We start from the raw sequence: 14,898 nt of genomic DNA, 5'->3' as shown, positions 1-14,898 counted from the left end.
CTTGTAGACGGAGAAAGAAAAAAAGGTTGCAAACTAAAGGTCTGATAGGAATGGTTTTTACGTCATCCTGAACTTGATTCAGGATCTTTGAGTTATCCCTAAAGATTAACAGATTTATTGAGCTTTTAGAAAAATCAATCCGTTTTACCCTTAACCCTAAAGGGAACCAGATTGATTTTTTTAGGATTTCACCCTTTAGGGATGGGGTAAAAATCCTAAAAACGTATTGAAAAGAAATTCTGTTAAAACAGCACTAATTATTGCACGACTTGCAATAGTTCGGATTTGATTCGTAATTCATGATATTGCCATATTTATCGGTGTAAAAAATACAGCATTCGGTGAGTTTTTGTTTGAGCAGTAGACGGCCCCTGTGCACCCTGGTTTTTGCCGCCGAATACGAAATTCCCAGGTAAAGGGCCATTTCTTTTTGCGACATTCCCTTTATCTCGGATAAGATGAGTGCCTCGCGGTATTTTTCGGGAAGCCGGTTGATAAAAGGCGCTACCCAGCTTTCTACTTCTTCCATCACGTCGTCGCTCATTTCGTCTTTTTCTTCGGGCAGCGACTCCGCTATGTTTCCCGGTCTTTGTGCTTTCCGGTAATAATCGACAATGGCATTCCGGGTGATCTGAAATAACCAGCTTTTTATTTTGGTACTGTCTTTTAACGACTCGATGTTGGTGAGCATTTTAAGAAAAACATTCTGTAGCAGGTCTTCTGCCGTTGCCTTGTCCGGCACTCGTTTGCTGATAAACCGCAGTAGCTGATCGTAGTATTCATTCCAGACAGCTTCGATGTGGATGTAATCTTTATTTTCCATTGTAGTTCATTCTATACTAAGTAGACGATCTTTTTGAAAAAGGTTGCAAAACCCCGTTTTGTTCATCAGGCAACAGCGAATGTTTGGGCTAATTTACGGTTTTTGGGGGTGGGATGGGGTATGTTCAATTGTTAATTGACAAGGTTTCATTTCTCCTCCTTTTAGGAGGATTGGGCTTTTGCGACGCAGGAGCAAAAGGTCGAGGTGGTGATTATTTATAATATTTTCTCCTACCACCCCATCCGTCAGTCGACGGATACCCCCCTCCTGGGAGCCTGCCTGCCGGTAGGCAGGGAGGGGAAATTTCATGCTACAAGTTTCAAAGCCTCTGACTAAACCGATACCGAAACGACAACTGTACTTTGGTGGCTGAGGTGGTCCAGCTGTCGCTGTGGTTTTCGCAGTTGATCCATTGGAGTTCTATTCCGGCCATTATATTGGTAAGCGGTGTGTAGAGGAGATTGGCACTGGCGTAACGCCCGTTTCGAAAGGCTTCGGGTTGCTGTCCGTCGGAGTTTTGGGTGTGTATGGCTGAGTAGCCCGCAGCCGTGGTCCACTTGTCGTTCCAGCGGTGGTTGAGGTAGCACGAATAACTATAAAGCGGTAAAGCCACACCTTTTATGGGGCGCAGTGTGTTGCTAAAATCGTTTTTTATGCCGATGTCGGTGGGAGCGTCGTTCATCAGGTTTTGTATACCTTTTCCGGCTACGGATTGCAGCAACAGCACATTGTTTTCGTTCAGGTTCAGGTTTGAGCTTAGATTAAATCCCCAGCCCCACACTTTACCGCTGAGGTCGTAGGGTTCGTTGCCCTGATACACCCACTCGATCTTTCGCAACACGGCAGCAATTTCCGCATAGCCCCAGTGTCGGGTCATCCGGAAATTGGCAGCAAAATCGGGGATGTTTAATTTTGGTTTTACATCCGTTAGTTCAATACGGTCGACATATACACCTTCGTCGGCACTGGCACCCGGCTGTTCAAGTGCAAAAGCTAGGTAGTTCTTGCACCGTAAAGGCATAAACCGCAGCTGCACATTCTTGCACAGCGACAGTCCCACCGGCCCCCAGTATTCCAACATTTTCGGAAAACCGTCGACATCGCTAAAAAGACTCCAGTTACGACCTGCCCCAAACATCCCCAGTTCGGCCCAGGCATAAAGCAGGTGGAAATTGGTTTCGCCGGCATTTACGCCCGAGCCAAAAAGATCGAAAGCAAAATGGATCATCAGCTCGCCATATTTGGTGGACGTAAAACTCTGCACCCGAAAAAACGATTGCCGCACGCCAAAAAACATAGTACCATCGGTGCCGTACTCGTTTTTGTAGGCAGGTAGCTGCGTAGGACGCATTACATCGAAATAATCGGGATTGACCTGGTTGAAGTTGTAACCGGCATCGGTCATCACCTGCCCCGATATCAGCAAATGACTTTTATTTTCATCCTGCGCAGTGAGCTGTGCTGTTGAGAGCAGCAACAGGCTACCCAAACAAAGTGTGAGAAAAATAGAGGCACTGTTTTTCATAAGTAAATGTTCAACAATTGCTTCATTAAATTTACGAAGAGCTTAGGGAAAAACAAGGGGATGATGTAGTTTGAAGGGAGTTGGGGATTGGGGATTGCTTATAACAAAAAAAAGAGACATACAATGTACGTCTCTTCTTAATGCATTTGTTGTAAAGAATGCTATGCATCGAAATTAATGTTTCTTTTTATGGTGTGAAAAATCACAATACGAATGGTGTCTTTTACCCAGGTTCTTCCGGATAACGTAATAGATATAGCGATTGCTTTCGCGAGATATTACGATTACACCGTTGGTTAGTGTGGCGTTATCCAGATCATTCGGGTCGATATCCTCCATCAGATCACTAAGGCTAAGCTGGATATAACTGGTAAGATCAACTCCCTCTTCTCCAACAACAACACTGTCTTGTTCAGTTTTAAACACCACTTCTTCGTCAATCATAACTTCAACAGGCAAAGTGGCAGTGCTTCCGTGGAACATCCCCGCCATATAAAAAACAGGAATGCTGTCAGCGTAACCTCTTCCTCCTTTTACCTCTATTTCAATTTCGTCGTAATAACCGGGTTGTAACAGGAAGTTACCAAAAGTAATGTCTGGATTTAATAAATCGGCAAACTGTGGGCCACTCCATTTGTATGAAACTTCAATCGAGTCGCGCATGGTTACCTGGCTTTTTAATTCGGCTTCAAACTTGATCGAAGAAATAACCAAATGAACAGAATCCCATTCCATATAAACAGAGTCGGCAGCAGCAGATTTTAATCCTGAACCGTCGACAGGCAGTGCATAACTTTTATTTAAAGCTTCAATTTGAACATCGAGTGTTGTATCCCCCGGATTATCCAGATTGTTGTCGTTACATGCCCAAAAACCGATCGTAAAGAAGGCCATGACAATAAGAGCAGAGATTTGTTTTTTCATGTTTTCCATTTTAAATTGATTATGTGTTACGACCTATACACAAGCACGGTGCCATTTTTACAATCAATTATAAATCGCAACATGTCAACCACTTAAGAGGTGGTCAGATTTCTACCGATTTATCAATTCGATAATTGATTATCATTTTGATAGTTGAAAGAGGGAAATGAGACCGAGATTACTTCGGTCTCCGTTAGCTGACTGAGAAGGCGAAGCAATCCAAAACTCTACACTGACTATAAGATGAAAGAAAGATTGCTTCAGTCGTTTCACTCCTTCGCAATGACAAAACTTGGATACAAAGAAGGCAGCGGACAATGAACTAATTCATCCCGGCAGGATTGTCTAATGTCCGCGGCCCGCTCATCTCTCAGTACAAGTCTTTGCGATCCCGATGAACAAAACGAATCGGGAGAAGCATTCTGAGGCTTAATTTACTTTTCTTTCAGCTGCACACACACCAGTTTTTCGTTGTCGCGGGCCAGCAATTTTCCATTGGCATAGGCCATTGGCGACCAGGCTTGTGAACCGTTCATCGTAAAGAATGAAGCTTTGCCTACTTCGTTGTATCCTTCAGGTGTTGGATCGATGAGGTGTAGGTCGCCGTTTTTACCGTTTTGATTGATGATCATTCCGTCGATCATTATAATGGCTCCCAGGTCGAAACCCGGTGCCGATTTTTCGGGCCAGCAGCGTTCGCCCTGCCAGTTTAGGCAAGACATTTCAGTCGCACGGCGGTCGTTGTTATTGATATAAATATGCTGGTTTAATACAACCGGAGGATGCATTTTACAACCCACTTCTTCGTTTCGGAAAAGTTCGTTAAAGCTGAATGTTTCGCCATCGATATTTACTTCCAGAAGAATCGTCACCGGATCGTAATTGTCTTTGTAGGCACACGAGGTGAGCAGCAAGTGTGTATCGTCGACCGCTACCGGAGGCGCAATACAAGCAAAAGAATCGAAACCTTTGTAGCTCCAAAGTTCTTTACCGGTTTTTACTTCGAAAGCCACTACCTCATCGGTAGTAAACCCGTCGCCTTTAACACACGAGCTGGTCATGATCACCTGCTCAATTCCGCCATAGTTACCCAAAATCGGCGACACGTGAAAACGATAGCCTGTTAAACGGCGGCTTTCCCAAACCACTTCGCCACTGAGTTTGTTGTAGGCCACAATCCCGGCTTTTTCGCCCTGCGGAGCTACGATTACCAAATCGCCGGTAACGATTGGCGATGCCGAAAATCCCCAGTTGTCGAGTTCGCCACCATAATCGGCCAGCAGGTTATGCGACCAAACGGGTTGCTGCGTTTTTTTATCGATACAATGAAAGTGCCCATGCGGACCAACACTCCACACATAGTTATCGTCGACTACAGGCACTGCCCGCGACCCCGGGTAAGGTAATTCGCCTTCAGCTTTGTAAGAATAGCTCCATTTTTCGGTTCCCGTTTCCAGGTCGATACAACGTAAGACATCACTCTCTCCCTGAATACGATCGAGAACAAACACCTCGTTGTTATAAACTGCAGCTCCACCAAAACCACGTCCAAGTGGGAATTCCCAGGCTTTATCGGGGCCGGTTTCGGGCCACTGACGAAGGATTGTTACAGCGGAGATTGAGGCATTTCTATCGGGGCCAAGGTATTGTGGCCAGTTGTTTCCTTTTTGCTGCGTACAGCTCACTAAAATAAATGTAAATACGGCTAGAAAAAGTCGATTTTGCATGATTAGATTATAAAATGGTTTTTTTCAAAAATAGCAAAAAAGAAGTTGAGGAAATTGGATTGTGAGGTTAATGGGGTGTTAAGGAGTTCTTTTGCCCGGCTATCTATTTTTAAATATAGAAATCCGGTACGGATTCGATTTTAATAGAACAAATTATGCATTGGAACATTAAACCCAGTATGGGTTTGATTCATCAATCCAACCCCAACGGGGTTGAGAAAACCATTTGCACATATCTGCTATTAAAAACCAACCCGTACCGGGTTTTATACAATGAATTTAGAGCCCTAAACCACCCGCTTAACACCAGGCACCATCCGAATCAGCCAGGCCAGCGTAAAACAAGCTAACAAAGCAACCGGCGCCAGTACAATAAATTTTAGCAGCTGGTTAATGTCCTGCCAACCAAGAAAAATGGCACTTAAACCAACAATTACAGGTGGATGAATAATGTAAACGCCATATGCGCTGCCGGATAATTGTTGGGCTAAAATGCCTTGTCGGTTAAAATATCGTTTTGCCAAACCAAACAGGCCGACGATCATTGCCACACAAACCAGCTGTTCCCAAATGGCCCAGACAAAACTTTGCCAGGATCCACCACCCACAAAAGCCTCAATGCCTTTTTCTTCTCCACCAAAATATAGCACTACTGGTAACGCTATCCAGATCATCAGCTGTGCAAAAATAAACCAACGCTTTGCACTTTTAAAGGTAATGGCTTCGAGCCAGTTATTGTTGTAGGCAATAACTCCAAATACAAGCATTACAATGTACTGCACAAAAAACGGAAACTGTAATCCCGTATGCGGCAGGCTCCATCCCACCGGAAGCCATATTCGGATAACATACTGGCTTAATCCAACAAGGATAGCTCCCAGTACCAGCTTTACGGTTCCGGGATAGCTCATCTTGATCGTTTTATCGCGCTTAAATAGCATTAGATAAATTGCAGTAAAGATCAACAGTGTTTCTACAAACCACATGGGGCCAAAACCCCGGGCTCGCTGATTGGTAAGGAAGCCTGCAAAAGTTACAGCTTCGTGTTTGATAAAATAGTAGTGGATGAAATTGGTAAGTGGATTCAGGAAGAAATAGAAAACAAGCAAAGGAATTCCCAAACGAACCAGGCGGTCTTTAATAAACTTACCCGTTGTTTTTCGCTTTAATGAAGCGGCCGTAAAATAGGCCGAGATAAAAAAGAACATTCCCATAAAAAAGGCCTGGTTGGTAATGTTAAACATGGCCTGAAGAATGATCTCCGGAAATCCGGCTTCCGACTCGTTATAATACCAGTCGCCCGGTCCTCCATAAGTGATATTGAAGTGTAATAATATTACCAGACTGATAAGAAAAATTCGCAGGTTGTCGATGTAATACAATCGTGATGGTGATGACATGGCAGTAGTTGTTTGTTTAATTTATTTTTGGCTTCAACGGGACTGTTTAATTACAAGTTTCCCGTAATTCTTTGCAAAAATTATAAGTATCATCCGTTTTACGAAAAGATTTCGATAACAACGGGTATTCAAACGGTAAACAACTCAGAATGAACGGTTACAGGAACGACTTATCGCTTTCATAACCAATTTCATCTGTTTTCGTAAAGACAAGAGTAAAACTAAAAAAATTAACCAGATGAAAACAACAGGACTTATTGTTTGCATGTTCCTAGTTATGGGAATTTTTTCACTCCGGGCACAGGAAACACCAGCGATGCCCGAGAACTTTATTGTATTTGAAGAGTTTGTACAACCTGCCAATGCTCCTGCATTTACCAAAGTGCAGCAAGAAGCGATTGATCTATGGAAAGAACTTGAATTCGACTTGACGTTTTTCACCTACTCAACCGATGTTAGTTCGTATTACTGGGTAATACCCATCCAAAATTTTGCGGCCATCGACGAGCTCTATGCAAAAGTTGGCGAGTTAACTACAAAAATGAAAGATAGCGGATTCGACGCCGTCAAAAAATTCCGTGATCTTTCTACTACACGCGAAACAGTTATCCACTGGGATAAAGATCTTTCGTATCATCCAAATGGTTATGTTGGACAAACCAACGAGAACAGGTATTGCGAGTGGACTTTTTTCTATTTAAAAGCAGGTCATGAAAAAGAGATGGCAGACGCTATTAAACAATACATCGACTTTTTCGATAGCATTGACGAGAACTGGGAATGGGACGTTTATACAGTTTCCATGGGCTACGATTCACCATGCTGGATTTTAATGGACCGGTCGGAAAATTCGCTGTCACTGCGAAAATTAGAAGCATCACTTCAGGAAAAATATGGAGAGACATTTGGCAAATTATGGAAAGACATGCAACCACATCTGAGAAAAATGGATGTAGTTACGGGTTGGTTCCTTCCTGACTGGTCGATGAATTATGAACGCTAGAAAGACTACTTAATTGAACAAGAAACCGGGATTGTGTGCTTGCATCTGGTCCCGGTTTTTTTTGATGTTCTGATTTATATTAGCGGAAAGATCTCCTCAAAAGCCTTTGTTCGGTAATCGAATATCTCCTCCAGCTTTTTGCGAATAAGCAGTGTATTGGCCAGCTGCCCAAGAACACCCAGCGGCGGACTGTAGCTAACAATGTCTTTCATTAACACGCCGCCATCTACCGCCTCAATGTGGTGCTCGTGATGCCAGAGTTTATAAGGGCCAACGCGTTGCTCGTCAACAAAATATTTTTGAGGCACCACATGCGTAATTTCGGTTACCCAGGTTGTAGGAATTCCCAACAGTGGTCGCACCGTATAGGCGATAATCATTCCTTCGTAAGCCGCTTTGGGCAAATCGGGTGTGCGGATATCAAAACCCATATAATCAGGAGTAATACGCTTGAGATTTTGTGGTGTTGAAATAAAATCCCACACCTCGCCGATGGTGCTATTTATAAATTGTTCGCGTCTGAATTGATAGAATGCCATGACTAATTATTTTCCTTTTGTTTCACTTTAATCAGAGCAGAAGTATCATAACCGCGGTCTGCAATTCGTTTAAGCAAATCGTTGTAAATTGCTGGTTCCATTTGTGTAGAGCGACTTAATATCCATAAGTATTTATCTGAACTGCTGCCAATCACTGCCCACTGGTAATCTTCGTCCAGTTCAAGCACATAATAATCGCCATAGAATATCCAGAAAAAAGAGACCTTTAGTTTGGCCGGTTCATTTTCCGGATCGGGAATTTTTGCTTTCCCGATCGCTTCGGAATATTCCCCATCAAGCGTATTCTGGTAACCGCTGTTTACAACTTTTATTTTACCGTCGGGACGTATGGAATAGTTGGCGGTAACACCTACCAGTCCCTGCTCAAAGCGATGATCGTATCGGGCAATTTCGTACCAGGTACCCAGGTATTTTTCGAGGTCCAGTTCCTTGACTACACTTTTATCGATCAAGGATTGTTGCCCTGAGCAGCCGGTTAACAAGCCGTTTATTAGAAAACCTAATAGAAGTAGTGAAACCAACCAACTTGATTGGGATATTCTAGTTTTACTTATCTTGATTTGTTTAATCATATAAGTAAAACACTGAACAAAGTGTTTGGTTCGATTGAAAGATTCAGATTGAAAAAGTACAGGAAAACGGCTTACAAATATTCGGGCTAACCAAAATAAATTAGAAAGAAAAAAGTTTATATTTGTGTACAGGCTAACAATTAATCCAAAGCTGTAAAGATGCTGATAGCGAGGTCAAAAAAAAGCATCAAATCAGTAATATTTCGAATATAGGAACACGCTCAAAAAAACAATTTTTAATAACGAAGTAGTTGATAAACGCAGTCGGGAGACTACTGCTTTTTGTGTGTAATTGCCTGAAGAAATAAAACAAATAACCAATAAACCAATGCAACTAAAACTTTCGATCGTAATCGTTGTTCTTGCCCTTCTTTCAGGATGCACGTACAGCCCCGGGGGAGAACATTTTGTTGAATTAAATCAGACAGGTACTCCTCCCGCTGTTGAGGTTGAGCTGAATTTCGATACCGATACTCTTTACATTCATAATAATGAATGGATTATATTCAGCTATAAAACAAACGGCGATAAAGTTAACTGGGCACGGTTTATTATCGACGGTCTGGAAACCAGTCCCAACGATGAGCAACACGGTGGTTTGGAGCTTTTCTACTATTTTCCGGGATTTGAGCCGGGAATACACTCATTAAGTTTTCAGGTTTACACGCAATCGGGCACCGGTAGTATTGCCGATAAAGTCGGAGCGGAAGGATTCCTGTTACAAAAAGACTGGGTTCTTATTATTGTCGACGACTGGGAAATGGGCTCAGCAATTGTTGACACTTCGTTTTCAGAAGGATTCCTTAACCTGAATTGGGAAGAATACAAAGGCCTGAACTTTGAGCATTACAAATTATATAAATACACGCATACTGCCTTACCTGACCAGTTGGTGGCCACAATAACCGATCAACACGTAACAACTGCCAGAGATATAAATTACCATGGTGAAAATTCGTCGTATTACGTACTTACAAACGACCGTTTTCGGAAAGGTTATTTTGATATAGAAGGACCACTGCCACAAATAAGTGCTACTAACAATACAGATGGAGATATTGTTTTAAGTTGGGAAATTCCTCCTTTTTGGGCGGCACTAAAAGGCTACCGGATAATGGACGATGACATTTCGTGGACAGACCAGGGATTTGTTCCACTTATTGAAATTAATGACCCTCTAACGGATTCCTGTATTATTCCTGATCCCTATTTTGCCCACAATTATGACATCTGGTTTCAGCTCGATCCAAAAGGAATAGCTTATCTGGATAATTGGATACGTCCGGTTCAACTGGCAACGCGTACACCGGATAAAGTAAGTTATGGTTTTGAATCACCCAAATCAGGTGGTGCTTCAACCGGGATAGGAAACGTCGTGTACTTTTCGAACCAGAATGGTCTCAACTTTTTCAACACACAAACACTCGAAAACATCGTTAAAAATCCTCCTTCACCGCTGACTCGAATACATGCGTCTTCCGGAAACAAGTATTTAATTGGTTTTGATAGCGCAACACGTAAACTGTTTCTATACGATTTGGAGCATCCAGAGAAAAACAAAACGCTCGACTTTTCCGAATCATTAAACTACATAAGTCACATCGCTTCCGTGTCTGATCGGGGAACAGGAATAATCATTTCTGATATCAAAGCCATTTTAGTAGATTTCATTTCAGAAAAAATAATTACGGAAAAAGAACTCCCAAATGACGGACTCTACAGAAACTTTATGTCGGGCGACGGGAACTATTTTACACTTGATACCTGGGGAGGATACAGCTGGTATACCTGTGAAAACAATGTCATTGAAGAACTGACTTTGATAAGGGCAAACGAAGAAGGAACATTATTCTCTGATTTTTTACCCGGCGATGCAACAAAGGTCGTTACTGCAGCTTACGATCATGTTAGCGTTTACGACTGTAAAACACAGCAATTACTGAAACGCTGGGAATTTACTCCGGGCCTTGAAACCACCGTATATCATGTGGTAAAAGGTAGTGGTCAATTATTTTTTAGCGAAGGAGAAAATTTGCTGTTGCTTAATCTGACTACAGGCGATCGTACTTTATTGGGCAAATCAACCAATAATAATAAATGGGACCTGATTTATAACAACGGGCAAATACTTTGGAGTGAAGGAAAAAGACTGGACGTAAGCGATAAAATTTAAGAAAATGAAGAACCTGCTAAAAATAAGCCTCTTCGTGTGTTTTGTATTATTTGTAAACATATCCTCGGCTCAAAAACTGATGTTGGGGCTGGGAGGAGGATATGCAACTTTTGACATGAGCGACACAAGGGCATACAACGAATGGGTGCAAAACAACCTGCCTTTTAGTCCTGCACTTACCGACGATTTTCCGGGTTGGTACTATTTTTCCGGAGAAGCACTTTATACCCTGCCCAAAACCGTGGCAGTTGGCTTAAAAATGTCGACCACATCAACCGGTTCGCGTCTTCATCTGTCCGATTATTCCGGCGAATATACCTTCGACAATAAACAGAATGCCTGGTTTGTCGGTGTAAAAACCTTGCTGGGGAAAGCTCCGGGACAAAAAAGCGGTCCCTGTTTTTCGATGGAAGCCGGTGCTTCTTTTAGCTCCATGAGTTTTGAGGAAGAAATAGTTGTTTACGAAGAACGGGAATCAGATAACGAAGACTTTAGTGCAATAGGTTTTTATGTTGAACCGGGCTTAACTTACCTCCAAAATATTGGTAAAAACCTGATCGTTTCAGGCAACGTTTCCTATCATATGGATTTTGGAAAAGGCTATCACATAAATGGTGAATCCGACATGGAAATTATTCACCCTGAGACAAATGAAAAAATTAAACCTCAATGGAATGGTTTACGCGCCGGAATAATTATTTACTGGAGTTTGTAGTTATTTTCTGATTCTGAAAATTTTATATCTTCGCGGCGTATTAACCACGTGTTCTTGATAACCACGTAAAAAACAAGAAAAATGAAAAACAAAGTATCCGTTTTGTTTATGCTTGCAGGTATTCTTTTCGCCACCTGCTTATTGATTTCCAACATTCTTGCTTCAAAAATTATGATGATCGGTCCGTGGTCGGCACCGGCCGGAGTATTGATCTTTCCGCTGGCATACATCATCAACGATGTGCTGGTTGAAGTATGGGGTTACCAAAAAACCCGCCTTATCATCTGGGCAGGATTTGGAGTAAATGTACTTGCCGTAGTGTTCTTTACTTTGGCAATTACCGTAAATGCCGCACCTTTCTGGGAAAACCAGGATGCCTTTGCAACCGTACTTGGTAGCACTCCGCGAATTGTAGCCGCAAGTATGCTGGCCTACCTCATGGGTTCGTTCCTGAATGCTTATGTAATGAGCAAGTTTAAAGTACTTACCAAAGGGAAAGGTTTTTCGCTGCGTGCCGTTGTTTCAACACTTGTTGGTGAAGGTGCCGATTCAGCTATTTTTATCACCATTGCATTTGCCGGATTGTTCCCTGTAAACGCTTTATTAACGATGATCCTTACTCAGGCGATCATCAAAACCGTGTACGAAATTGCCGTGCTACCACTAACAATTTGGGTGGTTGGAAAAGTTAAAAAACTGGAAGGTATCGATACGTACGACTACCAGATCTCTTACAACCCGTTTAAGTTGAATATTGAAGGACTGAAGGACTGATTTATGAATGCAGAAATGCTTTAATAAACTTTAGGCAAAATGACTTTTACAGAAAATAAAAAAGCGCTGGTGGTTTTTTCGGGAGGACAGGATTCAACCACCTGTTTGTTTTGGGCAAAACGTGAATTCGACGAGGTTTATGCTATTGCGTTTAACTACGGTCAGCGCCATGCCATTGAACTGGAATCGGCAAAAACAATCGCCGAAAAGGCCGGTGTTCCTTTGCAGGTATTTCCGATGGATCTGATTTCGCAACTCAGCCAGAATTCGTTAACGCACCACAGCATGCAGGTTGACCGCCATAAACCTGAAGACACACCGCCCAATACGCTGGTGGAAGGCCGGAACATGCTGTTTTTAACTTATGCCGCCATATTTGCGAAAGTTCATAACATACGCCATCTGGTGACGGGTGTGGGTCAGGCCGATTTTAGCGGCTACCCTGATTGCCGGAATGATTTTATTGTGTCGCTGAATGAAACGCTGAACCTGTCGATGGATTATCCGTATCAAATCCATACACCGCTGATGTGGAAGAATAAAAGCGAAATTTGGCAATTGGCCGATGAACTTGGCGTTATTGAGCTGGTACAAAACGAAACAGTGACCTGCTACAATGGCATTAAAGGGAAAGGATGCGGAGAATGTCCGGCTTGTGAGCTGCGGAACAAAGGATTGGAAAAGTACCTGAAGGAGAGAGGAACTGAAAAACTTAGGAATTGAAGGATTGATTAATAATACCTGTAACACTGAGCGGAATCGAAGAATGAAACACTTCGACTACGCTCAGTGAGACACCAAAAAGAGAAAACAATGAGCGAATTAAAGCACCTGGGAAACGAAACGAATTACGATTTTGACTATCGCCCTGACGTATTGGAATCGTTTGAGAACAAACACCCTGAAAACGACTACTGGGTAAAATTCAACTGCCCTGAGTTTACCAGTTTGTGTCCCATTACCGGGCAGCCGGATTTTGCTACTATCTACCTCAGTTATATCCCAGATGAAAAGCTGGTGGAAAGCAAAAGCCTGAAACTGTATTTGTTCAGTTTCCGCAACCACGGTGCATTTCACGAAGATTGTATCAACATCATGATGAAAGATCTGATTGCACTGATGAATCCAAAATACATTGAAGTGTGGGGAAAATTTCTACCACGTGGAGGCCTAAGCATCGATCCGTTTTCAAACTATGGAAAACCAGGAACCAAATACGAAGAAATGGCATGGTATCGCATGCAAAATCATGATCTGAATCCGGAGAAAGTGGATAACCGGTAAATCCTTCCGGCTATTCAGTCATCGAAGTTTTTAGTTTGATATCCTTCTCCATAAAATCGAATACCAGGTTTGAAAGTGCATTCACACCGGTAACAAAAGCGCTCTCGTCGATATAAAAATCAGGCGTATGATGTCCTGGAGCGGTAGCTTTATCCTGGCCAGCCGGCATGCCTCCCAGGAAGAAGAAAAATCCGGGAATTTCCTTTGCATACATCGAAAAATCTTCTGCTCCGGTCGTTGGGACAACTTCAATTAAATTGTCTTTGCCTACCAGAGTTTCAAGGGTTGGCAACATACTTTTTGTTAATTCAACGTTATTAAAAGTCACCGGCAAATGAGAGCTATACGGCACCGTCACAATAGCCTTTCCCCCGGAAGCAGAAGCGATATTTTCGCTAATAGACTTCAATCTGCTGTAAATAAGCTGTTCGTCTTCGTCACTGAAAACACGAATAGTACCCAGCATTTCCACCTTTTCAGGAATAATGTTGGAACGGTTTCCACCACTAATAGCACCCACCGTTACAACCGCAGGATTGCGGGTAATATCAATATTACGGCTTACAATAGTCTGTAGATCGTTGATAATTTGGGCAGAAATAGCAATGGGATCGATTGATCCCCAGGGGCGCGAACCATGAGCTCCTTTTCCCAGCACCTCAATCTTAAAGTCGCTCACACCGGCCATTAAAGGCCCCGGACGGTAGGCAATTTTACCAACTTCCAGGCCGGATTGTATGTGTAAACCAAAAATGGCATCCACAGTTGGATTTTCAAGCACACCCTCCTTAATCATTAATGCTGCACCACCTTCCTCTCCTGCCGGTGCGCCTTCTTCAGCCGGTTGGAAGATAAAAACTATCGTGCCTTGCAAATCATCTTTCATTTCGGTCAGAAGCTCTGCAACCCCCATCAACATTGCCGTATGTGTATCGTGACCGCAGGCATGCATTACTCCAGTCTCTGCACCATTATAAGTTGTTGTAACCGTTGAAGCAAAAGGCACATCGGTACGTTCAACAATAGGCAGCGCGTCCATATCGGCTCTCAACGCTATAACCGGACCGGGGTGTCCGCCCTTTAATACGCCTTTTACGCCGGTATGTCCAATGCCCGTAGTCACTTCAATCCCCAACGCTTCGAGGTGTTTGGCTACCAACTCAGCCGTTCTGTACTCGCGATTACTCAACTCCGGATGTTCATGGATATCACGACGCCATTCTATTACCTTCGCTTCTAACTCTTTTGATTTTTTTGAAATCTCATCTTTGTATTTTGTGTTTTGTGCCCCGGCTATGGCCGTAAACATTAACAACATCAGTACGCCTGCGCCTGCACGCTTCAAAAAGGAATTATTTGTGTATAACATAACAGTTTTATTAATTGACCTTTGATAAACGGGCTTTCATCTTCATTTA

Annotated in this window: 14 protein-coding genes; 6 read left to right on the top strand and 8 right to left on the bottom strand. The window is 42.8% G+C overall.

What is annotated here, in order from left to right:
• Positions 1-253: 253 nt before the first annotated feature.
• From sigZ to SLH46_RS01615, 5 genes are all read right to left on the bottom strand, one after another.
• On the bottom strand, positions 254-823 hold the full coding sequence (gene sigZ, locus SLH46_RS01635; protein ID WP_320279395.1) for an RNA polymerase sigma factor SigZ: 570 nt from the start codon (positions 821-823) through the stop codon (positions 254-256).
• 319 nt (positions 824-1,142) lie between these two features.
• Positions 1,143-2,348, bottom strand: coding sequence for a DcaP family trimeric outer membrane transporter (locus tag SLH46_RS01630; RefSeq protein ID WP_320279394.1), 1,206 nt, complete (start codon positions 2,346-2,348; stop codon positions 1,143-1,145).
• A 174-nt stretch (positions 2,349-2,522) separates the two neighbouring features.
• A complete protein-coding gene (locus SLH46_RS01625) occupies positions 2,523-3,272 on the bottom strand; it encodes a hypothetical protein (protein ID WP_320279393.1) in 750 nt (249 codons plus the stop codon).
• Between the two features lie 434 nt (positions 3,273-3,706).
• Positions 3,707-4,999, bottom strand: a complete 1,293-nt coding sequence (locus SLH46_RS01620) for a PQQ-binding-like beta-propeller repeat protein (RefSeq protein ID WP_320279392.1) — start codon at positions 4,997-4,999, stop codon at positions 3,707-3,709.
• 287 nt (positions 5,000-5,286) lie between these two features.
• The gene (locus tag SLH46_RS01615) at positions 5,287-6,399 is read right to left on the bottom strand and encodes an acyltransferase family protein (protein ID WP_320279391.1); all 1,113 of its coding nucleotides are present in this window, start codon (positions 6,397-6,399) and stop codon (positions 5,287-5,289) included.
• Between the two features lie 238 nt (positions 6,400-6,637).
• Here SLH46_RS01615 and SLH46_RS01610 point away from each other — a divergent pair, with 238 nt between their 5' ends.
• Entirely contained in the window at positions 6,638-7,402 is a 765-nt protein-coding gene (locus tag SLH46_RS01610; RefSeq protein WP_320279390.1) for a hypothetical protein, read from the top strand.
• A gap of 74 nt (positions 7,403-7,476) precedes the next feature.
• Here the strand turns inward: SLH46_RS01610 and SLH46_RS01605 are convergent, their stop codons facing one another.
• Complete coding sequence (locus tag SLH46_RS01605; protein ID WP_320279389.1) at positions 7,477-7,941, bottom strand: SRPBCC family protein; 465 nt, start codon at positions 7,939-7,941, stop codon at positions 7,477-7,479.
• 2 nt (positions 7,942-7,943) lie between these two features.
• A complete protein-coding gene (locus SLH46_RS01600) occupies positions 7,944-8,483 on the bottom strand; it encodes a lipocalin family protein (protein ID WP_320279388.1) in 540 nt (179 codons plus the stop codon).
• Between the two features lie 379 nt (positions 8,484-8,862).
• On the opposite strand from SLH46_RS01600, the gene SLH46_RS01595 reads away from it, so the two are divergent.
• From SLH46_RS01595 to queF, 5 genes are all read left to right on the top strand, one after another.
• Positions 8,863-10,707, top strand: a complete 1,845-nt coding sequence (locus SLH46_RS01595) for a hypothetical protein (RefSeq protein ID WP_320279387.1) — start codon at positions 8,863-8,865, stop codon at positions 10,705-10,707.
• A 4-nt stretch (positions 10,708-10,711) separates the two neighbouring features.
• Entirely contained in the window at positions 10,712-11,422 is a 711-nt protein-coding gene (locus SLH46_RS01590) for a hypothetical protein (protein WP_320279386.1), read from the top strand.
• An 81-nt stretch (positions 11,423-11,503) separates the two neighbouring features.
• On the top strand, positions 11,504-12,196 hold the full coding sequence (locus SLH46_RS01585) for a queuosine precursor transporter (RefSeq protein ID WP_320279385.1): 693 nt from the start codon (positions 11,504-11,506) through the stop codon (positions 12,194-12,196).
• 39 nt (positions 12,197-12,235) lie between these two features.
• Positions 12,236-12,919 carry a 7-cyano-7-deazaguanine synthase QueC gene (gene queC, locus SLH46_RS01580; protein ID WP_320279384.1) on the top strand — a complete coding sequence of 228 codons (684 nt, stop codon included), beginning with the start codon at positions 12,236-12,238 and terminating at the stop codon, positions 12,917-12,919.
• Positions 12,920-13,009: 90 nt separating this feature from the next.
• Complete coding sequence (gene queF / locus SLH46_RS01575; RefSeq protein WP_320279383.1) at positions 13,010-13,480, top strand: preQ(1) synthase; 471 nt, start codon at positions 13,010-13,012, stop codon at positions 13,478-13,480.
• A 10-nt stretch (positions 13,481-13,490) separates the two neighbouring features.
• Here queF and SLH46_RS01570 read toward each other — a convergent pair whose 3' ends face one another.
• Positions 13,491-14,849 carry an amidohydrolase gene (locus SLH46_RS01570; RefSeq protein ID WP_320279382.1) on the bottom strand — a complete coding sequence of 453 codons (1,359 nt, stop codon included), beginning with the start codon at positions 14,847-14,849 and terminating at the stop codon, positions 13,491-13,493.
• Between the last annotated feature and the right edge of the window lie 49 nt (positions 14,850-14,898).

The sequence above is a fragment of the Draconibacterium sp. IB214405 genome (assembly GCF_033963885.1).
Taxonomy (GTDB): Bacteria; Bacteroidota; Bacteroidia; order Bacteroidales; family Prolixibacteraceae; genus Draconibacterium.
Note: the sequence above shows the minus strand (reverse complement) of the source record. Positions and strands in the feature narration are given on the sequence as shown.